The sequence below is a fragment of the Methanosarcina thermophila TM-1 genome, from assembly GCF_000969885.1.
GTDB lineage: Archaea > Halobacteriota > Methanosarcinia > Methanosarcinales > Methanosarcinaceae > Methanosarcina > Methanosarcina thermophila.
Map to the genome: position 1 here is coordinate 2787855 of NZ_CP009501.1, position 26441 is coordinate 2814295.

A 26441-nucleotide genomic window follows, 5' to 3' on the forward strand; every position below is an offset into this window, starting at 1 on the left:
TAAGTAATAAAACAAAAAGGTGACTTAAATGCATAAAACATTGAATCTGGAAGAATTAATTGCTTCAAAGCAGCTTGAAAAAGAAAAAGCCGAAAAAAGCGATGATTTACCAACTGAAGAATTATACGACCTTATAATCCCTCCAGGCACGGTTGTATCTATTATTTATGATATTGTTGAAGAATTCGGTCTCGAACCTTTAACCAGGAAAGTTTTTGTCGACATAGCAAACAGCGAAGAAAGGGAACTCCTGGTTTTGCGCGGTCCACTGGAGAAGGTTCAGGCAGCCGAAAAGTTCCTCTACGAAGAAATGAAAGCCTGGGTAGAAAGTCAATAATCTCGCTAATCTTTCAGGTAATCCAGTTGAATTTTGCTTACCTCTTTAAATTTCTTCAGGCCCGTGGCCTGGGGAAAATAAATCTCGAATCGCAATACGGATAGGAATGCCTTATTGCTTTTTGATAAATTTTTTAAGAAAAAGTTTTATTCAGAACCAATACCTGTAATACTTTCTTTTGAGAAATCAAATACTGTTACTCTACCGCTTTTATCATATATATCGAGTTTCGAGCCTGCCTCAATTTTTCCGATAACGGCAGCAGTAAGCCCAGCTTCTTCAAAAACCTTTATGCATTCCTCTGCTTTTTCTGCTTTTGCAGTAAATACATAACCTGTTCCGGGATGCATTTTAAGCCATTGCTCAAAATCCACGTTATCGGGCTTTGGGATGGCTTCGAGGTCTACGGTTGCGCCAACTTTGCTCGTTTCACAGAGCATCCCAAGCGTACCTATAGTTCCGGGATTGCTTATGTCTTTGCCTGCAGTGACAAGTTTTCGCGCTGCAATTTTCTGGGTGACGAGATAAGTTTCCCTTATTTTCATTGGCGTTTTAAAAGAGGTCGTATCCCAGCTGTAAGGGGAATTTGGTCCAATTCTTCCGTCCATATCGTAAGCCGCTATAACAAGCTCTCCGGGACGGGCGGTGTCGCTCCGAATCACACAATCTCTTTTGACTATGCCGATAATAGCAACTGAAATGGAATTATACTCCGTATCAGGATGGACATGGCCGCCTACAACCGGAACCCCGAACTTCCTTACTCCTTCAGCCAGCCCTTCCATAAGTTCTCTGCAAGCAGTATCGGAACTTGAGGATGCTACGTCCACCATAGCAAGGGGCTTTCCACCCATTGCTGCAATATCGTTTACATTCACAACTACAGCTCCGTAGCCTGCCCACCAGGGACTGGCGTCCAGTATCCTTCCCCATATCCCATCTGCCGCAAAGAGGATAACATCGTCTCCTCCTATATCGATAACTGCTGCATCGTCTCCAAAATCAACAATTGCGTTCTTATATTCCGGGCGGACGGCCTCGAAAATTGAAACAATGTCCTCAATCTGTTTTTTTCGAGTAACCCCTTCAAAGGTTTTTATCCTTTCTGCGAGCTCTTCTAGGTTCAATGTCAGGCTTCCTTTTGTTTTTTAAATTGATACGGGTACATAGTAATACAGATGCAGGTAATCAGCATACAGGTAAAAACAATAATCAGTACTGGTACGAATAACCATTAGCAAATACTTATGGCTAATCAGTACTACCGGTATAATCTATTAGTAGCACAAACTCAGGTAAATAAGTGATTCATGTGTGAATATACGGGTACAAATAATAATGTTACTAAGCTATCAAGAGCTTCTATAGCTTACAAACCTTTCCCTGTGAAAGATACTCTGAGATGTTTCGGTGAGTACCTATTCAGCTTATCCTTTATCTCTTTTTTTCTTTGTTTCAAAGGAGAAAAGCGATAGCTTTTTATTAAGTTCGTGTATCCTATTAGGCAACCTAATTTATATTTTCAAATATATAAAGATCTCTTACTAAAAAGATCAGGAGTGAAAAACATGGTAGCAAAAGTTAATGTCGACCTCTGTACTGGCTGTGGAAGCTGTGTAGACGAATGCCCTGCCGCTGCAATTTCCCTCAACGATGATGGTATTGCAACAGTAGATGAAAGTGAATGCCTTGATTGCGGCTCATGCGAGGACGCCTGCCCCAACAATGCAATCACAATTGAGTAACGTTTTTTAAGTACGATTTAAGCGCGTCTTTAAAAAAGATCTGAGAAGCGGAGTGTTCCTGCTCCGCCTCGAAGGTTTCTCATCCAGAATTCTGGTTTGAGACTCTTTTCCAATTCCAGTGCTAAAATGCCTGACGGTAATTGTGTGATATTGCAGTTATCGGGCTCCTACCCTTAAGCTTTCTGTTTTCCGTCTTCCTTAAGGATTTTTCTTGCCCTTTCGGCATCTTCTTTTGTCTGGATTTTTATAAGCTTTCTGCGTTCTTCGCTCATCTGTGACATGTCCTGAGAAAGAAGTCCGTAAGCGTCAGCTCTACACTGCCTGCAGTGACGCATTTGCAGGACGTAAGGTTCACATGCCTGCTGAGCAGCTTTTCGCTCTTCTGGAGTAGGAGGCTCAATATTTGCAAAGGCTCCCTGGCTGATAAGGGGCATGATGTTCATTATATAAACCCCGAGTTCGTTGAGTTTTCTGGCAATCTCAACCACGTGTTTGTCATTAATTCCCGGAATGAGTACAGTGTTAACCTTGACAACTATGCCTGCATCAACAGCCGCTTTGACGCCTTCAAGCTGGTTTTTTACCTGAATTTTTGCGCCTTCAATTCCCTTATAAATCTTTCCATGATAGACTATATGATCCACGATTTTTGCCTGGATCTCGGGATCGATTGCATTTATCGTTACCGTTAATGTAGAAACTCCCACGCGCAGAATATCTTCCAGCTTTTCGGGAAGAAGTAGTCCGTTTGTACTCATACAGAGCGTGAGATCAGGAAATTCCTTTTTTATCAATTCAAAGGTTTCAAAGGTCTCTTTATTAGCAAGAGGATCGCCAGGGCCTGCAATCCCGACAACCTTGATGAATGGATAATCTTTAATGACCTGCCTCGTCTTCTCAAGGGCTTCCTGTGGAGTAAGAACTTTGCTAGTAACTCCCGGGCGACTCTCGTTTACACAATCAAAATCCCTGACGCAGAAGTTACACTGTATATTGCATGATGGAGCCACAGCCAGATGAATCCTCCCGTACTTGTGCTGGGCTTTTCTGTCGTAGCAGGGATGTTCGGCAATCTTTCTCAGGAGCTCCTCTTCAAATTTAGGGCTGTCAATATCACAACATATAAGATTATTTTCTTCAGGCAAATGCGTTTTCCTCCATTCGGAATTTAAAAGTACAGCAGAACCTCAGTACAGGGGATCTTTAAAAGTACAGCAGAACCTCAGTACAAGGAGGATCTCAGGATATCTAACCAAATTTATGATGCGCCCCTTGATATACATTTTGGAATTTCTCAGGAATCCGGGAGAATCTGGAAGTACTCTCCTGAGCTCCTGGCCATTTGAGCTTATAGAGTTTATATTATATATTAATATCAATCAAATTATATAATATTCACTTAATATCAAAGTAAGTACCAGGTTTGCTCATTATGAAAAATTGTCCATTTCACACCATTTTCCTTCTCCTTCCCAGATTCTGACCAGGAGGGGGAATCCAAACTTTTCCGAGAGGCGGGAGTGAATATGCAGGCAAAGGTGTTCTGAACTGGGAAATTCAAGGATATCATTTAACAGCATATGATCATATTCTTGCAGGGTTTCCTTTATTCCCTTCTTCAGGTCATAAAAGTCTATTACCATCCCATTTTCTCTTACCTCTCCTTCTATTATGACCTCGATTTTATATGTATGCCCATGTACTCTTCCGCATTTTCCATGCCCTGGAAGGTAATGGGCACTATCGATATAATCAATAACTCCCAGTCTCATTTTTGCCATTTATAATACGCCCCGTTTTAGTTAAGCATTTTACCATTCATTTTTCTAATTTTGATGCTCTTTTACTCTTCTCATTTAAAGTTATAAGCAACCCCACATCCTGTGTGTCTGTGGAATAACTCGTGTGTCTATAATTTCAAGCAGGCTCTTCTGCAACTCCATAATACTTTTTACGGATGCTTGTATAGAACCAGGCTTCATCAGGTCACGACCAATCGGAGTTTCAGGCTGGAGGATTACACAGGACACATAAGGAGCTATGGCTTCTACAGCCCGCTTTATGGCTTCCAGCTCCGTATCTCTGTTCACTACGATCTTGCAGAAACAATCCCTTGAATGGGTTTTTCTTAAAAGCCTGAAGCATTCTACTGTATTTTCCATGTGTTCTTTCCGGGCTTCACGTCCAATACCCCTGAGCGATTCAGGAAGTTTGAAATCTCCTGAAACATAAGCAACCTTTTCGCTCAGCTTCTTTGCCTGTTCAGGCAGGGTCATATTGGACTCAAGATAAAGCGGCGAGGCTATATTCAGCTTTTTTATAAAATCTGCGTACAGTAGAGGTTCTCCTCCGGTCAGGGAGACTGAATGGAGATGTTTAAAAGGCTGCAGCATAGCTTCCAGATGGGTAACACTTATAGGGTTCTTGATTTTTTCAAAGTAGCCGCTCCCTTCCACCTTCTCATAATTGCAGGTTCCAGGATTTGCAAAGTCCGTATCACAGTAGTTGCAATTGAGGTTGCAACCCGAAAAGCGGACAAAAGCCTGCCTTACGCCAAGATATGGACCCTCTCCCTGGACAGAGCAGAAAATTTCTCTTATAGGGGCAGAGATAATCTCTGAAGCTGACATTATACCACCCCCAGGGGTCTTGACTTTCTCAGGTCCTTTTCTATATCTTCAAACTCGCGGACGTAAGCCTCCCCTACTGCTTGCATGAAGCTTGCAATCTGTCTATCATCTATTATCCCGGCTTCTTTCAGATTCCCGTATACATCATGAGAAACGTTAATCCCAAAATGGATTTTCTGAGAAACTGCAGAGGTGCTGGCAATCGAGACTGTTAGCTTTTTCCCTTTCAGGAAAAGGTCATCTCCTTCCCTCGTTGTCTGCACACCAATATCCGCAAGGTATTCTCTCACAAGGGCTGTAAAGAGCCGCTGCCGGGTATAGACCAGTTTCAGGTCAGTAGAATCAAAATGTTCTATAATGAAACTTATCATATCTTCGGACAAGATTGATTCATTTGCTCGGCGGTCCTCAAGGTCAATCATATGCTCGATTTTCACGTCGCAGGCTCCCCTAAAAACTACAACTGAGTCTTCCTGAACTCCAAAATTGTTGTAAGCCCAGAGAGAGGAAATCTGGCTTCCGTCATAATCGAGTTTCTCAGGTAAGATAATGCACTTCATAGAATTCTCTCTGTAAGTTTCTCTGATGGTATCCTGGAAGCTTTTCACAGGTTTTCTTAATCTTCTGCAGGTCTTCCTGTAACTCTTTCTTAATCCACTTCTATGGCATCGACTGGCTCTTCTCGCTCAGATTCCAAGCCTTTTGAGAAGAGGATCTTTTACGCCTGCATTTTCAAATGCACGTGCTCGGCGCACGCAGCTCTCACATTTTTCGCAGGGTTTTTCTCCTTCATGATAGCAGCTCCAACTGTATTCAAGAGGAGCTTTTGCCTCAAGAGCTCTTCTGACAATTTCGGTTTTTCCAAGTTCAACCAGAGGAGCCAGGATTTTTACGCCATTCTGGGTAGAATATGAAAAAGCCTTTTCCATTGCCTGCACATATGCAAGAGAATTGTCAGGGAAGGTTCTGGCTTCTTCACCGTTAAAGCCAACTATAATGTAATCACATTTCCTGCTCTCAGCAAAACTAGCTGTGATATTGAGCATTACCCCGTTTCTGTTTGGAACCCAGACTGCCTTTGCAGAAGCATCTGTAATTTCTGCAGGTGCTCCTTCGTCAATATCCTCGAGTGATATGGATGGAACTTCAAGATCCCTGTTAACAAGGGATGTAGATGTTATTTCCGAAAGCCAGTCTAACTTTATAACCCTGTGCTCAATCCCGTAATATTCGCATACCTTGCGCGAGTACGCAATTTCCTTTTCTCTGGCTCTCTGCCCGTAATCAAAGGTAATAGCCATCTCAATGTCATGATCTTTCGCAGCTATTGCAAGCGCAGCGACCGAGTCAAGCCCACCGCTCAGGAGAGTTATAGCCTTCATTTTTACTCACTACTTAAACTTACCATCCTGATTCATTAATTAAACCGATTGGTTAAATTCTACATGGAATTCTACACGAAATTATACTGTTTATCTAGATTTAACAGAAGCTCTCCTGAGTTACTCTTTCAGGATTTCCCAGAATATGTTCTATTAAGAGTCTCTGGATATTCTCCCGGGATTATTCCAATAATACCAGCAACTCGTATTTAAAAGTAATTATTTCCGTGATGAGGATTTCTTCCAGTGTAACAATGAAAATATATCTCCGGTTTAAGTATGAAACCTGGATCTAAAACCTGATTATAAAAGCAATTTTTAAAATTTTACTAGTAAGTTTCACTTATAATCTCAATTCTTAAAGAAGACTCCAAAAAATCTGTTTTAGCAAATTCTTTTTAGTAGACCCAGCCATATATTAGATAGGGATATTTAATAGAAGAGGTGGGACCATTTGATAGGGATTCTTTCAGACTCGCATGATAACATGAATGCCCTCCGGAAAGCGGTGGAATTTTTTAATGAGAGGGGAGTAAAAGCGGTGCTGCATGCAGGTGATATTATTTCTCCTTTTACTGTAAGAGCCTTTGAGGAACTGAAGCCAAAACTCTATTTTGTGTTTGGAAATAATGATGGCGATAAACTAACACTTACAAAGCGGTTTGAAGAAATCGGAGCTGTTTCCTGCGGGGATTTCGGAGATCTGACGATTGACGGACTGCATATTGCCCTCCTGCATGGGACAAATGAAGCTATGGTAAAAGCACTTGCCAGATCAGGGGAATTTGATGTGGTAATCCGGGGCCATACCCATGAGCCGAATGTTAAAATTATCGAAGGGGTTACAGTGATAAATCCGGGAGAATCCTCGGGCGTGCTTTCTGGAAAATCAACAGTTGCTGTTCTTGAGATTGCAAACCTTAACGTTGAGATAACTCAGCTTGAGTTGGACTGACTCAACTCATTTCCCATTTTTAGAATTTCTAGAATTTCTCTTCTAATATTTTTCGGGGCGGCGGCTGCCCACAAAGGGGTTGATGCGGTTGAGAATGCAGCAGTATCATATGGCTTCAAGACTTTTGCCCTGAATGGCTGTACGGATCGCTGTGACACTAAAAAGCTTGATGAAGACGGAATGAAAGCTGACGTATATCTAATGGTTACTGAACTCGGGATTGAAAAAGCAACTCCTTCGATAACTGCAGGGAAAACATTAATTATCTCTGTTTATGAAAACTAAAAGCAGTTCAGTCACTAACGATTAAAAAGGATTCTGTCACCATGTCTCCTGAAAAATCTGCAAAGAATTTCACTTCTCATCTCCCTGAGGATTTCGATGCACGAATTTTCAGCATCCTCCCTTACTACTCATGTTTTCATCAGGAAACCATTAATTTCATCAAATCTTTGCCATCCAGCCCGAGAATATGGCTGGATACAGGATGTGGAACCGGATCTCTTGTTAATAAAGCAGTCAGGCAATTTCCGGCTACAAAATTCCTTTTGTTTGATCCTTCGGAAGGTATGCTGAGCCAAGCAAGAAAAAAACTGTCATCCTGCCTTGCTGACAGGTTGGAATTTCTGGAAGCATCGACTACTCAGGAATTTTCTCAGGAATTGGAGGAGCAGCCGGACGTTATAACTGCAATACAGTGCCATCACTACCTTTCCCGCGAGGATAGGGCTAAAGCTACAGCTGTATGTTATAATCTTCTGAAAGAAGGCGGGGTTTACATTACCTTTGAGAATATCAGGCCACTTACCGAAGAAGGTATTATTCTAGGAAAACGATATTGGCATAATTTCCAGGTTGTTCACGGCAGAACTGAAGAAGAAATAGAGGAAAATCTGAAGCGTTTTGACACAGAGTATTTTCCCATAACTGTTGAAGAACATCTAAAGCTCCTGAGAGAAACAGGATTCCGCACTGTAGAGTTATTCTGGTACTCTTACATGCAGGCTGGATTTTACTGCATTAAATGATTCAATTTCCTTTTGTGGAGATTTCATTTTGCAGATCTCATTTACTCATATGCTCTTTAGGGATATGTAAAGCATAAGATCAATCAGAGATTTAGATATTCAAATCAGAGATTTAGATATTCAAGATTTTAAGATCTATTTGGAATAAGAGTCTAACTAAAATGATTTATTCTAAAGTTTAATGGATTTCTCGAAACTTTATAGTCTCGGAAATCCTGAAAAAAGAAATGAATTAGTATGAAGAATAACTTCTCCTCTCAGTTCTTGTTTCTCTTGCGTAATTTCCGCTGCTATTGCGGTAACTGCTGCGAGGAGTGTCGCTGCGCATGCTGCTGCGAGATTCACTGGTATCCCTTGAGTTTCTCCCCCTTGATCTCTGGGCAAGTTCTACAAGAGGTTTTCTACCTCTCTTTTTGTCTTTGAAGATCTCTAGCAGGGCTTCGGCTTGAGCAAAGGGCACTGTTACGAAGGAAAAGTGTGGGAATATTTCGGCATCTCTGATCATCAGATCCTTTTCTCCGGTTTCTTCCTGTATGAACTCGCACAGCTTTTCGGGAGTCATGCCGTCGGCTTTACCCATGGCAATGAAAAGCCTGGTTTTGCCTTTCCGGTCGACGTATGAGCTTCTAGAAATTTCTGCGTACATGCTTTCATCGAACATCTCCTTGAAAGCGTACTTCAACAAGGCAGCCAAAATTTTTTCGGCTGGGTATTCGTCAAGGAGCTTTTCGCTCATTTCAAGGCAGTCGCCATATTCCTCAGTTTTTATAATGTCTTCGAGTTCGGCTTTTACTCTTGCTCGTTTGGCTTTTATTACGTCCTTTATCTCGGGGATTCGACCTTTCTTCATTTCAGATTTTGACGTCTTTTTAATATAAGTGAGCCGCCTGTATTCCGTGGATGTCACGAAAGTGATTGCAGTTCCTTGCTTTCCTGCTCTGCCCGTCCTTCCTATCCTGTGCACGTAGGATTCTGGGTCCTGAGGCAGGGAATAGTTGATAACGTGGGTCAGGTCCATTATATCGATACCGCGGGCTGCAACGTCGGTTGCTACAAGAATATTTATCTTCTGCTTCCTGAACCGGTTCAGGATCTTCTCCCTTTCATTCTGGGAAAGGTCGCCGTGCAGGGCATCGGCTGTGTATCCTCTGTCTCCAAGTTTCTGGGCAAGTTGAGCGGTATCGGTTTTTGTCCTGCAGAACACAAGCCCATAGAATTCGTCCTCAATATCGATAATTCTGCACAGGGCCTCGAATTTGTCATTCTCATGAACCTCAAAGTAGATCTGCTCGGTCAGGTTTGCAACAAGTTCTTCTTTCTCAATGGCAACATACTCATAATTCCGCATGTATTTTTTGGCGATGCCAAGGATGGGTTTCGGCATTGTAGCTGAAAAGAAAAGCATGCGCTTCTCAGGTCCGGTTGCCTTTAAGATCTCTTTAATTTCGTCAATAAAGCCCATATTGAGCATCTCGTCGGCTTCGTCCAGTACGAAATATTTAATGTGCTCAAGGTTCAGGCTCTTCCGCTCAAGGTGGTCTATTACCCTTCCAGGAGTTCCCACAACGATATCAACCCCACTTTTTAGCATCCTGAGCTGCTGGGTCATGGACTGTCCTCCATATATCGGGAAGATATGCAGCTTTTTGTCTCCTTTCAGGGAGTTTAGTTCTTCTGAAACCTGGATTGCCAGTTCTCGGGTCGGAGTCAGGATTATTGCCTGTACATAACCTGATTTTTCGGGGATTTTTTCTATAATGGGGGCTCCAAAAGCCGTTGTTTTACCGGTTCCTGTCTGAGCCTGCCCTATAATATCACAATTTCCTTTCAAAAAAAGCGGGATAACTTTTTCCTGAATTGGGGTTGGTTCTTCAAACCCTTTCTTTTTAAGGGCTTTTAACATGCTGTCAGAAAGTCCAAGTGCCTTAAATTTTGCTAATTTTTCCATGTACTCACTCTAATATTGAAATTTATTTTTTACAGATTGTGTAACTTGCAGACCTGCTGCTTATATAATCTACCGCATACCCATATTCTTTAAAGGAGAAGCCACTTATCAAACAGGTACATGATACCGTTAAGAACAGGTAAACACGCCGTATAAATGGTTAATATCCCCGGGATGCGAGAAGGTGCCTAAGGAACAGGGAAATCCACAACCCATATAAATAAACTTATACAGCAAAAATTCGATTTCTTGGATAAGTTCCAGACGCTTTTTTGAGTTCTTCCCTGTGATACAGGCAGACTGAATTACTGGATTAAATAATATACAAACTGAATTACTAGATTAAATAATTACAGACTAAATTACTGGATTAAATGATATTAATTAATAGCCTTTAGCTTGAATAGTAACCCTGTAACCCTTTTTTCCTGTATATATCCTTTTGCTACCCCTCTAATGAGGTTCTTAATTATAAAGCTTTCTATTGTCCGGAACTACCTTTGAGGCAGGTGTTTCTTGTTTTTAGGTAAATCTTTCAGGTATCGGTTGTGTTATGAGCAGCATTGCAGATACAGGTAATAATCACGTTAAAGGCAATGTTTAAAAATTAAAGAATATGCTTACAGATAGGATGGTAGAAAGTTTTCAATATGCTTGCTCAGTAGTACCAGCCCTGGAGTCCAAGTTCATCAGTCAGCATTTCTTTAAGAATATTAAGCCTATTCATGGAATATCGGATCTGTTCAGGTTTATCGAGCACTTCTTCGCACCCGGTCTCTTCCTGTATTGTCGTGACCCTCACAAGCTCGGCAAAATTAGCGCACTCATCCAGAAAACTGTTGAACAGCTTACGAGCCTTTATAAGATTTTCAGAAGTCTTGAAATCGGGCTGGATGGTTTTTTCATACTCTGCTCTCTGTTTCATTTCTGAGACCAGGAGGCGTGATTCTACATAATCCCTGGCGTTCAGAAGATCCCCAAGCTTCCTGATATCATTCCCTACGCGCTGGGTAAAGTAAGCAATTTCAAAAGCCCACTGCTTATCAAAATTAATTTCTGGGCCCGCATTGGTAAACGGAATTCTGCTTGTCAGTCCGTCCATCTCCTGTTGTTCATATTTGCTTTCTTTCTTATTAATATACTAGAGGAAAGAATAAAAGCTTAACTAAATTCACAGGCTCTTTAATGTGTTTTTTGGTGTCTTTCCGGAATGATCGCGGAATTCTATACGTAATTTCAGAAAATTCCACTTTAGGGCTAAAGGCAGGCTTGAAAAACGAATTTTTGGTACGACTGGTGGACTGAAAGCTGACATTCATGTGGCATGGATTCGGCAGGAATAAGAACTGCAATCTTGAAAAAGTAAAAAGCTTAAAAACAGGAAATTAAAAGAAAAATAATGTTCCAAAGAAAAGTAATGTTCCGTAAAAAAGTGTGTTAAGTAGACGAGATATCATTATACCTGTAACCATTGCAAATGAAAGTATTTTTTGTTTGAATGGCTATTGAGGGAATCCTTTAGAAAGGATCCCCTTAACTGCCATGCTTAGACCGGAGAATGTTCAGTATTGTTTTTCATGTTAATTACTTTCAAAGTTAAAAGCATTATCAAAAAGAAAAATTTAAATTAAATTCTTATTTTGATGATGCTTTTGCTGCTTTTGGTTTGTCCACTATCGGAACTGACACTTTTAAAGTTTCTTTTGCACCAGTCTTTGTCCTTTGATTAGATACTGATAGACAGTCTTTCGGGCAGTTAGCAACACATTCAGTACACATTATGCATCTGAATAAGTTAATTTCCCACGTTTTATCAGCTTTGGTAACTGTAATCGCATCCGGAGGACATTTCTTTTGACACAGCCCACAGAGGATACAGTTCTCAGGATTAAAAACAATACTTCCTTTAAACTCTTTGAAAGGTTCCCTTATTTCGAAGGGGTAAAGTCTGGTAGCAGGTTTACGAGAAATATTTGTTAGAACAAGGTTCAACATACCCATAATATCACCCTTCTTTTATCTTTCAGTGCAGCTAATGCAGGGATCTATAGTAAGTACAACTATAGGCACATCTGCGAGCTTCACGCCTGGGAGCGTCAGTAACAGCGAGGGTATATTTGCAAAGGTAGGAGTTCTTACTTTAAGCCTTTGCAGGTTTTTAGTACCATTACCTTTTACGTAATATACAACCTCACCTCTGGGCTGCTCAGTTCTCATAATAGCTTCACCAGTAGGGAAGCCTTTTATGGGTGTTGCAATGTCCCCATTGGGCAGCTTGGAAAGCGCATTCCTTATCAGCTTAATTGACTCGTATAATTCAGTGATTCTTACTTTAGTTCTGGCGTAACAATCACCATCTTGCTCGACAGCTGTCTTGAAACCTAGATCCTTATAGATATCCCAGTCTGGTGTGTTTCTTACATCAATAGCGTTCCCGCTTCCTCTAAGTGTAGGACCGGCAGTTCCAGCTTCATATGCGAGCTGTTTTGACATTGTAGCTAATCCTACACATCTTTTCTTAACGGTGTAATTGTTTACGAACACTTTTTCGATATTTTTGACCTGTGCTTCCACTGTATCGAGCATTTTCTCAATCATGTCAATATGCTCATTAGTCAGGTCTTTGGTAACTCCTCCAACTTTCGATATTGAGTGTATAACTCTGTTTCCAGTGATTCTCTCCAGTACATCCAGTACTCCCTCTCTGTACTTCCAGCACTCGTAAAAGAGGCTTTCAAATCCGAAACCATCGGCGAACAGACCAAGCCAGAGCAGGTGACTGTGGATTCTGTTGAGTTCACCAACTATTACTCTTATATACTGCGCTCTCTCTGGGATTTCAACATCGAATAGTTTCTCGACTGCTCGTGTATAAGTGATACCATGGAGGGCACTGCAAATTCCGCATATTCTTTCGCAAATATATGTGGTTTGGTTATAGTCTTTCGTGTCTATGAATTTCTCAAGCCCTCTGTGAACATAACCCAGTGAGGGAAGTGCTCCAACAACGACATCGTTGTCAATCTCAAGTTTTAAAGACACTGGTTCAGGTAAAACGGGATGTTGAGGACCAAACGGTATTACGGTTGTCATATGATTCTCCTCTCAAATTGCTTTAAGCCAAGGGAGTTTTTGGACTGTTTGGCGTTAAGTAAAGGTGGCCTTTGTAGTCTATTGCTAAACCTTCGAAAGTCAATCCGAAGAGATCCTGGTACTCATTCTCGATCAAAAGTGCACATAAATAAATTCCTGATATACTCTTGGGTTTCTCACCTGGTTTCACAAAGTACCTTAGATTTTTTAATTTGTTGTCCTTCTCAAAGAGATATAGAAGATCGTGACCTTCGTTAGCTTTCTGGCATATTATAGTAGAGAATCGGTAGCCATCATTTTTTAAGCCCTCAACCGTTTTTAGCAGCTCGTCGCTGCTTTTCATCTCTGTGGCGTCTATGGTGTTATCAAGCATTCGATGCCACCTCTTTTCCTTTCAATTTTACCTCTTGTCCTTTAATGTTCCCTTTCTTCTTCTCTTCAAGTATTGAAAGTGCTGCTACTACACCATCAAGTATGGCTTCAGGTCTTGGGGTGCATCCGGGAACATATGCATCTACAGGTATGATCTGGTCAACTCCACCTATCACGTTGTAACAGTTATGGAATATTCCGCCAGTGGATGCACAAGCGCCAACTGCTAGAACTACTTTGGGATCAGGAATCTGGTTGTAGATGTTTTTAAGCACGTTTACATTTTTGTAATTTACCGCGCCTGTAACCACCATTATATCTGCTTGTTTGGGAGTACCTATGTTTAAAACACCAAATCTTTCAGCATCATATAGAGGAGTAAGACAGGCTACTACTTCAATATCACAGCCATTACAGCTGTTACAATTCACATGTACAATCCATGGGGATTTTGCCAAACTCATATGTCTCCCTCTTTCACACTAATTTTACTTGGCTAAAGTACAGGTATGCTATGTTTACTATGGAAAGTATCAGTAAAACCGACCAGCTCAGCTTGAGCATCCACTGCCAGTAAACTCTTGCAGTAATGTTGTCTATAAGAGTTACAGTAAAGAATGCAGCCGCAGACAAAAGTATACCTATCAGTGGGTTTACTGCCCAGAATACGAAGATAAGTCCTGTCAAGAACACGTATTCATAGAAGTGCCCAATCTCAATTCCGGCCAAGCCTGGTCCTGAATATTCGGTCGTCATACCTTTAACCAGCTCCTGGTGAGCATGGTGAGAGGTTGAATAATCAAATGGTGATTTTTTCAATTTTATATTCAGAACAACAAACATTGCTATGAATATAAGAGGTGTATAAAACAGCAGAGGTTTATCTGCTTGTACTACTGCGGATAACTTAAAGGTGCCTGTAAGCAAGTATATTGCAAGAGCATACAGTATTAAAATTGGTTCATAAGCCAGTACAGCCATGATTTCTCTTGAACTTCCTAGCCTGGCGTATGGAGAACCAGTACTCATTCCTCCTACAATAAGAGCTACTGAAGATACTGTGTACACAAATATTATCATCAGAATATCTGCTTGGAACACTAACATCAAGAGGCTTAGAATTAAGAAGGCTACATATATTACCACGTAGAAGTTCTGAGAGGGGTTTACAACCATATTGTCTTTGCTAAGAAGCTTCTTGACGTCGTAGTATGGCTGCAAAAGAGGAGGACCTACTCTACCCTGCAATCTTGCAGTAATTATTCTGTCAATCCCTGCGTATAAGCAGCCGATGATAGGAGCTACAAATATAACAAGAGCAGCTATTAAAATATCGGTTGCATTCATATTAATACTCCTCCTGCCAAAAATGCAATCATAATCAGAAGTATGGAAATTGCATATCCGAATGTTGTAAGTTTACTTTCTCCAAAGATATCCTGGAGGTAAATATTAGAGACGTTGCTTTTATCGTAGGCGCAAAGTCCGTTCCTGAACATTAATTTGTCCGTTTCCAAGTTGTTTTCCCCACACATATAATAGTCAACTTTACGGGGAGTAAACATATTCCTGGTAGCGAAGTAGATCAAGATAGCCAGAACAAGCGCTGCAAATATTGCTGCGTAAGCAAATGCCCCTATCTCGGAAGCAAATTGTCCAGCCTCTCCTGAGATATCAGGAGCAGCTTTGAGCAGAATCTCTACCTGGGGTCTAACGAAGTAATCATACACTGTAAACACAAGTATGCTTGTTACTACTATGGCTAATCCAAGGAATGACAGCGGGAAATATGTTTCCGATTTTTTGTGATGAACTGCGCTTTTATCCATGGTGGTTGATAATATTGTTCCCATCCATTTAGCATAATAAACCGTAGTAAGTGCACTCCCAAGTATAAGGAATATTATCACCACAGGGTTGCTTGCAGCAGCTTCCATTGATACCCATTTTGTAAGCAGCACACCAAAGGGAGGTAACAGCATTGATACCATTCCCAAAGCTGCAAGCGTGGTGAGAAGGGGAGCTTTATTTATTAACCCTGACATGTCCTCGATATCTCTGCTTCCTATAGTGTGCTCAATTTCACCTGTGCACAGGAACAGGAGGGCTTTTGAGATTGCGTGGAACAGAATAAGCATAATTGCAGCAGCTACAGCCAGAGGTGTACCAATTCCGGCGCTTGCGATAATTAATCCCAGGTTTGCAATAGTTGAATAAGCGAGGACTCTCTTGGCATTTCTCTGGGATAAGGCTAAAGCCGAGCACATAACGAAGGTAAAGCTACCATAAACCGCTATAGCTGTCCCAAGACTCGTGCCTGCAAAAGCTGGCACCAGTTTAACAACTAAAAACACACCAGCATTAACCATTGTGCTTGAGTGCAGTAAGGCAGAAACCGGGGTTGGAGCTACCATTGCGCCTAAGAGCCAGCTCTGGAAAGGCATCTGAGCAGATTTTGCAAAGGCTCCGATACAGAGTAAGACAACAGGAAGAGCTACAGTAGCCATTGCTGCTGCATTAGTTCCAGCATAAGTTCCAATTCCAGAAAGGGTACCTATATTATAATTAGTAGCGAGAATAATTATGCCTACTGATAAAGCAATTCCACCAACCAAGTTTAAAGCCAGAGCTCTGAAACCGTTGTTAATTCCTTCTTCATCCATGTTGTATGAGATCAGCACGAAAGAACACAGAGTTGTGAGTTCCCAGAAAAGGAACAGCCATCCAAGCGTGTCAACCATTACCAGACCATTCATGGCTGCAAGGAAAAAGCTCATTGTAAAGTAGAAAGTTTTTTGTCTGTTTAAATGCCTGTGTTCTTCATATTCGTCCATATAACCGGTTGCAAATAATATAATTGCAGTACCGACTATATTAACGATTAATATCATGACCTGAGAAAATTGATCAATATTAAAAGAAGCGCTTTCAACATGAGGAACATTGGTAAAAGTGTAAGCAAATATAGCTGCCGAAATTATTCCTAGTACAAGTGTAGGCCAGTTTTTATATTTTGCTGACACGGCAAGAATAAATAATATCACCAGTACTTCGAATATAAGGACAATGTTCTCATACATTGCTAAATTTGGTTCTGTAATTTCGACTACTCCAGTACCATCCAATACTAAATTAACTGATAAAGCTACTCCTATTATGAAAAAAGCCCAGGCCAAATACTTGTACATCGATTTGGGAAGGGCTACGAATAAAAGCGAAAACAGTATGGGTACTGCAATTAATAGCATAACAGTGTTTTCTATCATACAGCGTATCCTCCGATCTATTAATCCTCCGATCTGTCTTTCTCTGACTTATATGGTGGAATTTACACAATTGAAAAATAAATCAGATATATACAACGTTTTTATAACCCATTTTTTATATTCCCGAAAGGTTTAATTACCGATTTCCCAGTTCAACTGCGCAATTCCTGAGCATATAAGAATATGGACTAATAATCCACAAATATTATAATATTCTTATATCAAAATCACAAGAAATAATAATTTGCGAATAATGTCGATATAAATTCGACACGTTGCCAAATCTTTATTATAGCAAAGCCATATTTAAAGATAGTGATTTTCTTTTTACTTTTATATTACTAACAAGAATAATGGACAATTTAGCCCCCGGTTATTGTTTTTCTTCTTGTTTTGTATTTTATAGTCGGAATACTATGAAATACTAACAGATAATACCAAATAGTTTTAGTATACTATTAAAGTATTATAAATTAGCATGCACATAGCTCTATTTAAATGTAGTGATTTTAGTTTATTTTTATATTGTTCCTGATATTTATTTGTTGGACAGCCTCCGGATCTCGTAATTTTTTAGATTTAATATCAAAATAAATATTAAACAATAATATCAATTTATACAATAATTAATATAACAAAGATATATTTAAAGAAAGTGATTTTATCTTTATTTTTATATAAATATTGTTATATACTGGACAGATAATGACTTCTAATATAAAAATGCTACTGGGAATCCGGCTAATGAATAACTTAGACAAAAGCAGTATAATAATAAAGAACATCCCTGTTATGAAAAAATTGATTGAAATTTTGAACGCGATTAAGTTGCTGAACGCTGCTAAAATTGTATTTTTGAGAACGCTGATTGAGGGTTAAAACATAGTTAAATGTTATATTTGTGGAAAGGACGAAAACTCTCTGCTTAGAGTAAAGCACAGGAGACTTGGGACAATAAAGCTCTGCTTTGAGTGCTGGGAAGTGGAAAGCGGCAACCATAGTCTCCTTCCTTCATGTGGAGGGTGGGATTGTTGCAAGTGAGTATATCCTGAAATATCTTGTAATTAGCATTTTTCACTCTATTTTTTTCCATTCAGAGATTTGCAAGCTTCTTCATTCTTTTGATATTATCCAGGCTTGGGACTTTACCTGCTTTTTCTTGTATTTCTCTCTGCTTTTTTACCTGTATACTATCGTAGAATTCTAAACGTTTTGGCATTTCAATAATTAAGGAATAGCCTAAATCAGTGTATTTATATATATTTCTAGCAATATTGGAAGACCATGCTTAAAATTGAATCCAGATGTATCTCCCAAAAAAGATGCTTTGCGTATACTATTCTCCTGTTTATCCTTGCCGGCATTTTTGAGATAGGAGGTGGATACCTTCTGTGGTTATGGCTACGTGAGGGCAGGGAGCTTATCTTTGCATTTGCTGGGGCAATTATCCTTTTTTTATATGGAGTCGTGCCGACTTTCCAACCGTCCTACTTCCACAGGATATATGCAACTTATGGAGGCATTTTTGTTGTTATGTCCCTCTTATGGGGCTGGATCTTCGATAAAATTCCTCCTGATTTTTATGATATCATCGGTGCCTTGATTATTCTTATTGGAGTGTCAATTATTTACTACTGGCCAAGAGAAAGTGATAACAATTGATTGATCCTGCCATTTCTCTTGCACTGTTTTTCCTGGCTGCACTCTTTGAAATTGGAGGAGGTTACCTTGTCTGGTTGTGGTTAAGAGAGAACAAAGGGATAACACTCGGGCTGCTTGGAGGATTAACATTAACCATTTACGGGATAATTCCAACCTTCCAGCCAGCACACTTCGGCAGGGTCTATGCTGCCTACGGTGGAATTTTTATTGTCTCTTCCCTAATCTGGGGAGTTCTTGTAGATAAAAAAAACCCGGATAAGTACGAGATAATAGGGGCATTGATCGCACTTGTAGGTGTGATGATAATGTTCTACGTGCCTCGTTAAGTAAGTATACAGGAAGGAACAGGTTTTATCAGGAAGGATTAGGTTCTATTCTGACCCTTTTAAAGTAGAAGATACCAAATAAATGCGGGATAGGCTAGTTGAAGATAGAAAACGTGAATTTTATGGAAATCGTTTTTACTATCCATAAAAACTCAGCTTTCTGTAAAATCTGCGTTTTTTGTTTTCGTTTTTAGCCCTTAATCTCCTTCGTTTCCAAGGAAAAAACAGGACTTTTATGTAGCTGCTTTTACATGTGATTATGAAGTCAAGATTTGCAGTCCAGCCAACAGCCTAAGTTAACTGAGTTCAACCCGAAAGTTTGTACGCTTGAATGTATTAATATAGAGAGCTTTTCCTCATTGTTCCGTGTAAATATAAAAAAATCATAAAACTGAAAGTGAAGTGTTATCTGCAATTCATATGTTATATGCGGCTTCACCATGCTGCGTTTTGTCAAGCCCGATGTTTTCTTCACTTTCAGTTACTTTGAGCCCTATTGTTCTATTAAGTACAAAGCCGATAAGGAGGGTACAGACACTTGCGTATATAATTGTAAAGACTACGCCCTCAAGCTGAACCAGCAGCTGGCTGAAGTTTCCAAGGAGAAGACCTTCGCTGCCTACGCTTGCATATACGCCTGTTAGAAGTGCACCGATTATTCCGCCAACTCCATGAACTCCGAAGGCATCGAGTGAATCATCATATCCAAATCTGTTTTTGAGCATCACAGCCTGATAACACATAAAGCTTGCAATCGCACCTATTGGAATTGCTGCTATAGGCGTGACAAATCCGGCAGCTGGAGTTATTGCGACAAGCCCTGACAGAACCCCAGTTGCAAATCCAAGGGCAGTAGGATATCCCAGGTGATACCATTCAATTACCATCCAGACAAACCCTGCTGCTGCGGGGGCTACTATTGTTGTAATGAATGCAAGTGTTGCAATTTCATTTGCAGCAAGAGCTGAGCCTGCGTTGAATCCGAACCATCCAAACCAGAGAATCCCGGCACCAAGGAGGGTTAGAGTAATGTTATGCGGCTTCAGGACGTCAACGCCATATCCTCTTCTCTTTCCGAGGTAAGTCAGTATTGCAAGCGAGGAAATACCTGCTGTTATATGGACAACCGTGCCGCCTGCAAAGTCCAGAGCTTCCCCAGTGAGGAATCCGCCTCCCCAGACCCAGTGACATACAGGTGCATAGATTATGAGTCCCCAGAGCACAATGAACGCGATATAAGACTTGAACTTAACACGTCCCACAATTGCACCTGAAATAAGAGCAGGTGTAATTATTGCAAACATTCCCTGAAATGCTACAAATGCATAAGTTGGAATTGTCCCTGTTACCGAATATGCGTCAATCCCTTTAAGGAATGCGTGTTCAAGGCTGCCCACAAACCAGTTGCCTTCTCCAAAAGCAAGTGAGTAGCCTACTAAAACCCATACCAGAGCCATAACGCCCATGGCAACGAATGAGTGCATCATGCTGCTCAGGACGTTTTTACGCTGGACCAGCCCGCCGTAGAATAGTGCCAGCCCGGGAACCATTAGTAATACCAGTGCAGATGAAATCAGTACCCATACTGTATCTGCAGTTTCGATAGCCATATTTATCCCCTCATAAAGCGTCAGATCCGGTTTCGTTAGTACGAATCCGTATTACGTCATCAAGTGGCAGCACAAATATCTTGCCGCTTCCGAGGTAGCCGTCATTGCCTTTCGCTCCAGTTTTTATTGCCTCGATAATCGGTTGAAGGAAATGATCTTCAACTGCGATTTCAATCTTGATTTTCTCAAGCAGGTTTGCCTCATATTCTGTTGCCCTGTAGATCTCCAGGTATCCTTTCTGGGCGCCATAGCCGGCAACTGATGAAACTGTTAATCTATTTACCTCAAGTTTCTGAAGCTCTCGTTTGACCGCATCAAGTCTTTCCGGCCTTATTATAGCGATTACATACTTCATCTTGACCACCAATCGGTAGCCTATATCCTACTTAATAATATTTAAATCAATCCATCTATATATTAAATATTTATATAGTTTGGCAGAAAATTCATAAAGTAGATTGTGATCTTTGCAGGTTAAGAGCTCAATATAAATTCTCAGCATTTCTAAGGCTACTGTAGCTATCTAAAAATTAGAATTTGGGCTGCCGTATGAGTTCGATTTCTTTCCCGCTTATGCTGTAAGAGACCTTTTATTCCCCGAGAACAAACTCAGAGCTATGTTCAGAGAAATTGGAAGTGTAAGAAATAAGGCTGATGAGGTTTCCCTGCAGATCCTCGCCCTTTTCAGAGAGAGCATCAGTGAGATCCACCTGAACGAGCCTGAATCCGTATCAGACTACTTCAAGCCTGAATATTCCCATTATATCGTGGTGCATACGCCCCTTGATATCCGATTCCCTGAGAAAAGGGAAGAGTGGAATATGCGCTTTTGCAGGGATGTCGGAGTATCGATTGTGGAATGTATTGTAGCAGAAACCGACAGGATTTACGTAAAAGGGCTTATTGCGGTTAACGGCTCAAAGGTCTATGCCATCCTTCCCTTTACAACAATAGATGCGGAAAAAACAAAACAGGCAACGTTTCCTGAAGACCGCATGGCTCGTATCCGGGCGCAGGTACTTCCTGCCGTGCTTCCTGACATAATAGGGGAAACAATCCTCGATATTGGCAGCGGTTTCGGAAGCCTCACTCTGGAGCTTGCAAAAAACAACCCGGATTCGAAGGTTTACGGGATCGATATTCATGACTCTCTTACCGGACAGTCACAGATGAATGCTGATATCCTTGGCGTGACGAATGTGGAATTCAGAACAGGAAACGCCTATGCCCTGCCTTTTGAATCCGAATTTGCGGAAGTGGCTACCTGTTTCTTCATGCTCCACCACCTCGAAGACATTAAATTTGCCCTGTTCGAAATTAAGAGAGTGCTTAAAAACGGAGGCTTGCTAATTGCAGTAGAACCGCTTGCACATCAGCACCACCACGGTCCCCAGTTCTCGGAAGTTGAATGGAAGGCGCTTTTTGAGGATGTCGGCTTCGCAGTCGAGGTTGAGAATATGGAAGGAGCAGCGATTCTGAAAGCTGTAAAAAAGATGTGATATCTGAATGTTTCGGGAAAGAATTAATAAACAGTCCCCTGCAAATTGCAAAACAAAAATGAAAACAGGAAGATCTTTCTATGTTCCCAGACGCCTCTTATGATGTAATTGTGGTAGGCACAGGTCCTGCAGGATCTACATCTGCCCTCTACGCTGCAAAAAACGGTGCTTCAGTACTTCTTCTTGATAAAAAAAAAGAGATAGGGAATCCTATTCAATGTGCTGGTTTTCTGCCCGATGCGTCTGAAATTCAGGCTCTGTTACGTGACGCCAGGCTACCGGATACGCTGAAAAACTATCCTGATTCCTGCGTACTACAGAGAATTGATACACAACGCATTTTCCCTCCTAACTGTAATATAAAAGAGTTCGCTGTCAGAGGTGCAGTCCTTGATCGGCGCAAATATGACCAGTTCCTCGCCGAGAAGGCAGCAAGAGCCGGGGCTGAACTCATGGTCAAAACTCGCGTAACGAGAATTGAGGGCACGATGGTTGAAACCTCAGGAATCTTCGGAAAGCATAGAATCAAAGCAAAAGCTATCATAGGAGCTGACGGTCCCAATTCCCTTGTCGCAAAATCAAGTGGGCTTTTGCCTAATCCTAAATCAAGAGAGATTTCTGTTGCTATTGAATACCAGGTCAGGAATGTGGATATTGACCCTTCTGCCCTGGAAATGTATTTCGGAAAGGACTTTGTGCCAGGCGGTTATGCATGGATTTTTCCCGAGGGTAAAGATCGTGCAAATGTGGGAGTAGGGATTCGAAGCAGGTTGGCTGAAAAAGGGGTTTCTGCAAGGGAATACTTGCACCGTTTTATGAGGAGCCATCCTCTTGCAGAAAAGAAATTGAAAGACGGCATAATAATGAATGTGATTGCAGGCATTATTCCTGTCAATGGCGCTCCGGAAAAAACTTCAACTGAGAACTCACTAATTGTAGGGGACGCAGCCGGACAGATCTTTGCAACAAACGGAGGCGGAATCCCTCCTGCAATGATTGCCGGAAAAGTGGCAGGAGAAACAGCAGCCGAATTTGTAGCCGGGAAATGCAGGCTTGAAGAATATGACCGACGCTGGCGAGCTCAGTTCGGATCTGAGCTTAAAACATCGGTGCAGGCAAGGCAGCTTATGGATGGAATTATGAAATCCGATGTTCTCATGAATGCAGCTTTCAAGCTTATTTCCCCAGAGCAGATGAAAATCATGCAATGCGGAAAACTCCCCTCTACCGTTAAACTCGGGCTCCAGGCGCTAAACCGGGCAAAAAAAGCTTGAACGCAAGCCTTTTCAAAAAAGGCTTGAGCGAAAACCTTTTGAGAAAAGGTTTTATCGAAAACGGCATGGCGGCGTGAGAAACTGAGAATTCGGGTTTCCGATTTTACACTTCTGTCCTTTCCACAGTTGTTTCTTCTTTCTCTTCCTCTTTTGCTTCTTTCTCTCTCGCTTTTGCTTCGGCTGCTTTCATTTTTCTTAATTCGGTTTCAGCATCTTCTTTATTGTACTTTGCTTCCGGATAGGAAGGTCGGATCTCAAGGGCTTTTTCAAAGGAAGCAATAGCTTCTTCGTATCGCTTGAGGACTACGAATTCAAGTCCCCTGAGGTTCCAGACTCCTGCGAAATCAGGCTTTAGCTTCAGAACCTTATCAAAATACTCAATTTTTTTCTCAGGATCGGTTTCTCTGACTGCAAGCGCATACCACTCCTCTGCGGTTTTGCCTTCCACCTTCTTCTTGAATAAGCTGTCCAAAAATCCCAATGATATCACTTCTCCCTTGTGAGATTGTCTGGCAGGTAGAAATAAATAATTATTCTCTTGGACAGAATGATATAACAAGGAATAACCCATACAAAGTACAACCCAAAGCAAGGCATTGAACCAAAAATAAAATCAAGTAAGTTTCATAACATTAAGAATTCGGTATGTTTAAAAAGAAATCTTAAAAATGAAAAATTTGAAAGCTTACTGTGCAAGCATCTGTGCTTCGTTCAATAAGCTTCCAAAATCAGAAGTCATTACAATTTTGGTAATGTTTCCTGAGGTAGTTACATTGTAGATTACTCCGCGTTCGGTGGAGTTTGCCTTCAAAGTCTCGATTTTTTCAGTGAATTCGGGTTCTGGATTGAGATAAAGGGACGTCTGCGTATAATTTCCATCACCGAGTTTTCTGAAATCCATGTAGACCTGATCAGCCGGGATATCAGTGGAGTTTGTCTTTGTAATTACTCGCTGGTAGATACTCCCTTCAGGATTCGCTTGACTCAGGAGGGCATCATATTCTGTTGTAGCAGTTGCATTTCCTTCCAGTATATCGATTACATTTCTCGCACTCTGGTGGGAGCCAAGAATAACAGGGCTTCCGGCTACGTTCCAGATATCATAGGTACTGTTTGTCCTTGCAAGGAGATAGTAGTTTTTGTATGGGATTGCTCCTATAGGTGCAAAGATTTTCTGTTCTGGAATCAGATGAAGTTCAAACTCGTTGCTGCCATTAACATAATTTGTATTATAGACTTTTGTTACATTTGCTCCATACAGCCAGTTCAGCATGCTTGTATTTCCAACAATTTGTTCAAACGGCGTTCCTGCCGCTTTTTGAAGGTCTACATAGGTTGCACTTATTGCTCCCTGGGGGGTCATGTTCAAGCCGTCGGCAATGGAGTTGAACTTATGGTGAACCTGCTTGCCAGGAATCTGAGAAAAAGGGATTATGAGACCTTCCTCTACATTTTCTGTAGAGGAAATATCATTATTGCTATTTTTATCTGAGTTGCCTGTAAAGTATATCATGCAGGCTGACAGAAGCATTGTTAATGCTATAAAAACAGCCAGAAACTTCTGGTTTTTTGTTGCTGGGTCCTTTCGTTTCATCAATGAAACCTCATAACGCAAAGTTAATTTTTCTGACAGTAGAGATCATGTATTTGATATCTATAAAATTATCTAAGTACATTGTCTAAATATAATGGTTTGAGATCTGCAGGATGAAAAGGTTTTCTAATGTTTCCTCCTACATTGGATCCTGAATCTCAGACCGGTAATGGGGGATTAAAGCTGAATTCTTCTGCCCTGAGCAAAACTACCGTTCTTATCACTCAAGGGTGAGAATTTTGAGCATATTTGTGCCTCCGGGCTTTCCTAAAGAAGGACCCTGGGTGAAAACAACGATATCTCCGCTTTTTACAAACTCTAGTTTTTTAGCTTTTTCGGTGGCTTCTTTTTCCCAACTCTCTATTGTCTCTTTTACGAGGACGGGATAAACCCCATAGGATAGAGTGAGGAAGCCGCAGGTTCTTGGGACGCGGCTGAAAGCAAGAATCCAGGTATCGGGCTTGAAACGCGAAATCCTGCGCGGGGTTGCTCCACTCCTTGTGGGTGTCAGTACGGCTGCTACTGGCAATTTCTGCAGGGCTTCATGCACCTGGAGAGTTATTACCTCGTCCACTGACATTTCCCTTTCCATTATTCCCTTGATTATCGTGTCAAGACCCCATTTTGTCCGAGATCGCCAGTTTTCGGTAGTTTTTGCAATTTTTGCCATCATCTCAACGGCCTCTACGGGATAATTGCCAACCGCTGTTTCTTCCGAAAGCATTACCGCATCCGTGCCGTCAAGGATTGCGTTGGCAACATCTGTCGCCTCTGCACGGGTAGGCCTTATATTATCGGTCATTGAAGCCAGCATGTGAGTGGCTGTAATTACTGGAATTCCAAGAAGCTTCGCACTGTAGATAAGCTCTTTCTGGGCTGAAGGAACTTCCTGGATAGGGATTTCAACTCCGAGGTCTCCTCTGGCGATCATAAGTGCATCAGTTTCTTTTAGAATCTCTTGAATATTCTCCACAGCCTGCCGGCGCTCGATTTTAGCAACAATATATACAGACTTTCCTCTGGCTGCAGCAAAATCCCGGACCTTACGAATATCCTCAACACTTTCTATGAAAGAGATGCTGAAAGTGTCTATCCCCTCATTCAGAGCGAACTCAAGGATTTTGAGATCATTTCCAGTTATAGGATCAATGAGAATCTTCGCTCCGGGAAGGTTAAGTCCTTTATGAGAATAAAGCTGCCCCCCGACAAGAACCTCGCAAATAACATCTTTTCCCGAGATTTCCAGGCAGCGAAGCTGGATAAATCCGTCACTTAAGTAAATAAGGCTTCCTGGGGTTACACTTTCCGGAAGCTGCTTGTAATTTACAGGAATGCGTTTCTCATTTCCCAGAATCTCGTCAACCGTAAGGGTCACAAAGTTTCCTTTATGAAGCATGATCGGCTCTTTTTCCAGCTTCCCTATGCGGATCTTCGGGCCTGGAAGGTCGGCAAGGATTGTAATCGGCATGTCAAGCTCTGCTGCCACCCTGCGTACTCTCCGGATTACTTCACTATGGCTCTCAAAGTCTCCGTGAGAAAAATTTATCCTTGCCACATTCATGCCAGCGAGCAAAAGTCCCCTGATAACTTCCTCGGAAGAGGAAGCCGGGCCTATGGTGCAGACTATTTTTGTCTTATGGTCCGGAATTTGCATGTTCACACGGCCTTTAAGCTTAAACTCTGATCAATGCGCCTTCTACCCCTAATCGGGTCTTCTGGA

The 26441-nt window shown here is 41.3% G+C and carries 28 protein-coding genes; 9 read left to right on the forward strand and 19 right to left on the reverse strand.

Translation table 11 applies throughout. The features are described 5' to 3' along the window. Positions 1–28 precede the first annotated feature (28 nt). A complete protein-coding gene (locus tag MSTHT_RS12160; protein ID WP_048168012.1) occupies positions 29–337 on the forward strand; it encodes a hypothetical protein in 309 nt (102 codons plus the stop codon). A 146-nt stretch (positions 338–483) separates the two neighbouring features. Here MSTHT_RS12160 and MSTHT_RS12165 read toward each other — a convergent pair whose 3' ends face one another. Beyond that, positions 484–1464 (reverse strand): methanogenesis marker 2 protein, encoded by a 981-nt coding sequence (locus MSTHT_RS12165; protein ID WP_048168013.1) that lies wholly within the window; start codon positions 1462–1464, stop codon positions 484–486. A gap of 441 nt (positions 1465–1905) precedes the next feature. Here MSTHT_RS12165 and MSTHT_RS12170 point away from each other — a divergent pair, with 441 nt between their 5' ends. After that, the gene (locus MSTHT_RS12170) at positions 1906–2082 is read left to right on the forward strand and encodes a 4Fe-4S binding protein (RefSeq protein ID WP_048168014.1); all 177 of its coding nucleotides are present in this window, start codon (positions 1906–1908) and stop codon (positions 2080–2082) included. A gap of 173 nt (positions 2083–2255) precedes the next feature. On the opposite strand, the gene nifB is transcribed toward MSTHT_RS12170, so the two are convergent. From nifB to queC, 5 genes are all read right to left on the reverse strand, one after another. Further along, the gene (gene nifB / locus MSTHT_RS12175; RefSeq protein ID WP_048168015.1) at positions 2256–3227 is read right to left on the reverse strand and encodes a nitrogenase cofactor biosynthesis protein NifB; all 972 of its coding nucleotides are present in this window, start codon (positions 3225–3227) and stop codon (positions 2256–2258) included. A gap of 285 nt (positions 3228–3512) precedes the next feature. Continuing rightward, entirely contained in the window at positions 3513–3863 is a 351-nt protein-coding gene (gene queD / locus MSTHT_RS12180; RefSeq protein ID WP_048168016.1) for a 6-carboxytetrahydropterin synthase QueD, read from the reverse strand. An 81-nt stretch (positions 3864–3944) separates the two neighbouring features. Next, complete coding sequence (locus MSTHT_RS12185) at positions 3945–4712, reverse strand: 7-carboxy-7-deazaguanine synthase QueE (RefSeq protein ID WP_048168017.1); 768 nt, start codon at positions 4710–4712, stop codon at positions 3945–3947. Beyond that, complete coding sequence (locus tag MSTHT_RS12190; RefSeq protein ID WP_048168578.1) at positions 4712–5272, reverse strand: DUF366 family protein; 561 nt, start codon at positions 5270–5272, stop codon at positions 4712–4714. Before MSTHT_RS12190 ends, MSTHT_RS12185 begins: the two co-directional genes overlap by 1 nt. Positions 5273–5398: 126 nt before the next feature. Next, positions 5399–6094, reverse strand: coding sequence for a 7-cyano-7-deazaguanine synthase QueC (gene queC, locus MSTHT_RS12195; RefSeq protein WP_048168018.1), 696 nt, complete (start codon positions 6092–6094; stop codon positions 5399–5401). A 454-nt stretch (positions 6095–6548) separates the two neighbouring features. Between queC and MSTHT_RS12200 the strand changes: the two genes are divergently transcribed. From MSTHT_RS12200 to MSTHT_RS12205, 3 genes are read left to right on the forward strand one after another with little or no spacing between them, the layout of a single operon-like run. Next, positions 6549–7049, forward strand: a complete 501-nt coding sequence (locus tag MSTHT_RS12200) for a metallophosphoesterase (protein WP_048168019.1) — start codon at positions 6549–6551, stop codon at positions 7047–7049. A gap of 45 nt (positions 7050–7094) precedes the next feature. Continuing rightward, positions 7095–7334, forward strand: a complete 240-nt coding sequence (locus tag MSTHT_RS15535) for a putative zinc-binding protein (protein ID WP_259274543.1) — start codon at positions 7095–7097, stop codon at positions 7332–7334. A gap of 41 nt (positions 7335–7375) precedes the next feature. Beyond that, complete coding sequence (locus MSTHT_RS12205) at positions 7376–8077, forward strand: class I SAM-dependent methyltransferase (protein ID WP_048168020.1); 702 nt, start codon at positions 7376–7378, stop codon at positions 8075–8077. A gap of 232 nt (positions 8078–8309) precedes the next feature. Here MSTHT_RS12205 and MSTHT_RS12210 read toward each other — a convergent pair whose 3' ends face one another. The 8 genes from MSTHT_RS12210 to MSTHT_RS12245 form a co-directional block, all read right to left on the reverse strand. Then, a complete protein-coding gene (locus tag MSTHT_RS12210; protein WP_048168021.1) occupies positions 8310–10025 on the reverse strand; it encodes a DEAD/DEAH box helicase in 1716 nt (571 codons plus the stop codon). Between the two features lie 658 nt (positions 10026–10683). Next, positions 10684–11127: a hypothetical protein gene (locus tag MSTHT_RS12215; protein ID WP_048168022.1), complete on the reverse strand. Its 444-nt coding sequence runs from the start codon at positions 11125–11127 to the stop codon at positions 10684–10686. 533 nt (positions 11128–11660) lie between these two features. Then, entirely contained in the window at positions 11661–12020 is a 360-nt protein-coding gene (locus MSTHT_RS12220) for a 4Fe-4S dicluster domain-containing protein (RefSeq protein WP_231588092.1), read from the reverse strand. A gap of 21 nt (positions 12021–12041) precedes the next feature. Further along, entirely contained in the window at positions 12042–13118 is a 1077-nt protein-coding gene (locus MSTHT_RS12225; protein ID WP_048168024.1) for a hydrogenase large subunit, read from the reverse strand. A gap of 22 nt (positions 13119–13140) precedes the next feature. Further along, positions 13141–13491 (reverse strand): NADH-quinone oxidoreductase subunit C, encoded by a 351-nt coding sequence (locus MSTHT_RS12230; protein ID WP_048168025.1) that lies wholly within the window; start codon positions 13489–13491, stop codon positions 13141–13143. Next, positions 13484–13954, reverse strand: a complete 471-nt coding sequence (locus MSTHT_RS12235) for an NADH-quinone oxidoreductase subunit B family protein (RefSeq protein WP_048168026.1) — start codon at positions 13952–13954, stop codon at positions 13484–13486. Before MSTHT_RS12235 ends, MSTHT_RS12230 begins: the two co-directional genes overlap by 8 nt. A 13-nt stretch (positions 13955–13967) precedes the next feature. Further along, complete coding sequence (locus MSTHT_RS12240; RefSeq protein WP_048168027.1) at positions 13968–14837, reverse strand: respiratory chain complex I subunit 1 family protein; 870 nt, start codon at positions 14835–14837, stop codon at positions 13968–13970. After that, on the reverse strand, positions 14834–16756 hold the full coding sequence (locus MSTHT_RS12245; RefSeq protein WP_048168028.1) for an NADH-quinone oxidoreductase subunit 5 family protein: 1923 nt from the start codon (positions 16754–16756) through the stop codon (positions 14834–14836). Before MSTHT_RS12245 ends, MSTHT_RS12240 begins: the two co-directional genes overlap by 4 nt. Before the next feature lie 1284 nt (positions 16757–18040). Between MSTHT_RS12245 and MSTHT_RS12255 the strand changes: the two genes are divergently transcribed. Next, positions 18041–18418 (forward strand): YnfA family protein, encoded by a 378-nt coding sequence (locus MSTHT_RS12255; RefSeq protein ID WP_082086843.1) that lies wholly within the window; start codon positions 18041–18043, stop codon positions 18416–18418. Next, positions 18415–18744 (forward strand): YnfA family protein, encoded by a 330-nt coding sequence (locus tag MSTHT_RS12260; RefSeq protein WP_197071750.1) that lies wholly within the window; start codon positions 18415–18417, stop codon positions 18742–18744. The genes MSTHT_RS12255 and MSTHT_RS12260 overlap by 4 nt, the downstream gene beginning before the upstream one ends. Before the next feature lie 416 nt (positions 18745–19160). Here the strand turns inward: MSTHT_RS12260 and MSTHT_RS12265 are convergent, their stop codons facing one another. Both MSTHT_RS12265 and MSTHT_RS12270 read right to left on the reverse strand, forming a co-directional pair. Continuing rightward, the gene (locus MSTHT_RS12265) at positions 19161–20354 is read right to left on the reverse strand and encodes an ammonium transporter (protein WP_048168030.1); all 1194 of its coding nucleotides are present in this window, start codon (positions 20352–20354) and stop codon (positions 19161–19163) included. Positions 20355–20364: 10 nt separating this feature from the next. Beyond that, positions 20365–20709, reverse strand: coding sequence for a P-II family nitrogen regulator (locus MSTHT_RS12270; protein ID WP_048168031.1), 345 nt, complete (start codon positions 20707–20709; stop codon positions 20365–20367). Between the two features lie 262 nt (positions 20710–20971). Between MSTHT_RS12270 and MSTHT_RS12275 the strand changes: the two genes are divergently transcribed. Together MSTHT_RS12275 and MSTHT_RS12280 are read left to right on the forward strand one after the other, a co-directional pair. Continuing rightward, positions 20972–21853 carry a class I SAM-dependent methyltransferase gene (locus tag MSTHT_RS12275; RefSeq protein WP_048168032.1) on the forward strand — a complete coding sequence of 294 codons (882 nt, stop codon included), beginning with the start codon at positions 20972–20974 and terminating at the stop codon, positions 21851–21853. Between the two features lie 80 nt (positions 21854–21933). Then, on the forward strand, positions 21934–23127 hold the full coding sequence (locus MSTHT_RS12280; RefSeq protein WP_048168033.1) for a geranylgeranyl reductase family protein: 1194 nt from the start codon (positions 21934–21936) through the stop codon (positions 23125–23127). A gap of 103 nt (positions 23128–23230) precedes the next feature. Here the strand turns inward: MSTHT_RS12280 and MSTHT_RS12285 are convergent, their stop codons facing one another. From MSTHT_RS12285 to pyk, 3 genes are all read right to left on the reverse strand, one after another. Next, the gene (locus tag MSTHT_RS12285) at positions 23231–23608 is read right to left on the reverse strand and encodes a tetratricopeptide repeat protein (protein ID WP_082086844.1); all 378 of its coding nucleotides are present in this window, start codon (positions 23606–23608) and stop codon (positions 23231–23233) included. Between the two features lie 204 nt (positions 23609–23812). Then, positions 23813–24721 (reverse strand): hypothetical protein, encoded by a 909-nt coding sequence (locus MSTHT_RS12290; protein ID WP_048168034.1) that lies wholly within the window; start codon positions 24719–24721, stop codon positions 23813–23815. A 220-nt stretch (positions 24722–24941) separates the two neighbouring features. Further along, complete coding sequence (pyk, locus tag MSTHT_RS12295; protein WP_048168035.1) at positions 24942–26375, reverse strand: pyruvate kinase; 1434 nt, start codon at positions 26373–26375, stop codon at positions 24942–24944. Between the last annotated feature and the right edge of the window lie 66 nt (positions 26376–26441).

Excerpts from the sequence above, each read along its gene's own strand:
- queC (WP_048168018.1), bottom strand. The coding sequence starts at position 6,094 with ATGAAGGCTATAACTCTCCTGAGCGGTGGGCTTGACTCGGTCGCTGCG.
- MSTHT_RS12245 (WP_048168028.1), bottom strand. The coding sequence starts at position 16,756 with ATGATAGAAAACACTGTTATGCTATTAATTGCAGTACCCATACTGTTT.
- MSTHT_RS12215 (WP_048168022.1), bottom strand. The coding sequence starts at position 11,127 with ATGGACGGACTGACAAGCAGAATTCCGTTTACCAATGCGGGCCCAGAA.
- MSTHT_RS12170 (WP_048168014.1), top strand. The coding sequence starts at position 1,906 with ATGGTAGCAAAAGTTAATGTCGACCTCTGTACTGGCTGTGGAAGCTGT.
- MSTHT_RS12205 (WP_048168020.1), top strand. The coding sequence starts at position 7,376 with ATGTCTCCTGAAAAATCTGCAAAGAATTTCACTTCTCATCTCCCTGAG.
- MSTHT_RS12210 (WP_048168021.1), bottom strand. The coding sequence starts at position 10,025 with ATGGAAAAATTAGCAAAATTTAAGGCACTTGGACTTTCTGACAGCATG.
- MSTHT_RS12235 (WP_048168026.1), bottom strand. The coding sequence starts at position 13,954 with ATGAGTTTGGCAAAATCCCCATGGATTGTACATGTGAATTGTAACAGC.
- MSTHT_RS12275 (WP_048168032.1), top strand. The coding sequence starts at position 20,972 with ATGTTCAGAGAAATTGGAAGTGTAAGAAATAAGGCTGATGAGGTTTCC.
- MSTHT_RS12230 (WP_048168025.1), bottom strand. The coding sequence starts at position 13,491 with ATGCTTGATAACACCATAGACGCCACAGAGATGAAAAGCAGCGACGAG.
- MSTHT_RS12270 (WP_048168031.1), bottom strand. The coding sequence starts at position 20,709 with ATGAAGTATGTAATCGCTATAATAAGGCCGGAAAGACTTGATGCGGTC.
- MSTHT_RS12220 (WP_231588092.1), bottom strand. The coding sequence starts at position 12,020 with ATGTTGAACCTTGTTCTAACAAATATTTCTCGTAAACCTGCTACCAGA.
- MSTHT_RS12280 (WP_048168033.1), top strand. The coding sequence starts at position 21,934 with ATGTTCCCAGACGCCTCTTATGATGTAATTGTGGTAGGCACAGGTCCT.
- MSTHT_RS12190 (WP_048168578.1), bottom strand. The coding sequence starts at position 5,272 with ATGAAGTGCATTATCTTACCTGAGAAACTCGATTATGACGGAAGCCAG.
- queD (WP_048168016.1), bottom strand. The coding sequence starts at position 3,863 with ATGGCAAAAATGAGACTGGGAGTTATTGATTATATCGATAGTGCCCAT.
- MSTHT_RS12255 (WP_082086843.1), top strand. The coding sequence starts at position 18,041 with ATGCTTAAAATTGAATCCAGATGTATCTCCCAAAAAAGATGCTTTGCG.
- MSTHT_RS12185 (WP_048168017.1), bottom strand. The coding sequence starts at position 4,712 with ATGTCAGCTTCAGAGATTATCTCTGCCCCTATAAGAGAAATTTTCTGC.
- pyk (WP_048168035.1), bottom strand. The coding sequence starts at position 26,375 with ATGCAAATTCCGGACCATAAGACAAAAATAGTCTGCACCATAGGCCCG.
- MSTHT_RS12225 (WP_048168024.1), bottom strand. The coding sequence starts at position 13,118 with ATGACAACCGTAATACCGTTTGGTCCTCAACATCCCGTTTTACCTGAA.
- MSTHT_RS12160 (WP_048168012.1), top strand. The coding sequence starts at position 29 with ATGCATAAAACATTGAATCTGGAAGAATTAATTGCTTCAAAGCAGCTT.
- MSTHT_RS12240 (WP_048168027.1), bottom strand. The coding sequence starts at position 14,837 with ATGAATGCAACCGATATTTTAATAGCTGCTCTTGTTATATTTGTAGCT.
- MSTHT_RS12290 (WP_048168034.1), bottom strand. The coding sequence starts at position 24,721 with ATGAAACGAAAGGACCCAGCAACAAAAAACCAGAAGTTTCTGGCTGTT.
- MSTHT_RS12265 (WP_048168030.1), bottom strand. The coding sequence starts at position 20,354 with ATGGCTATCGAAACTGCAGATACAGTATGGGTACTGATTTCATCTGCA.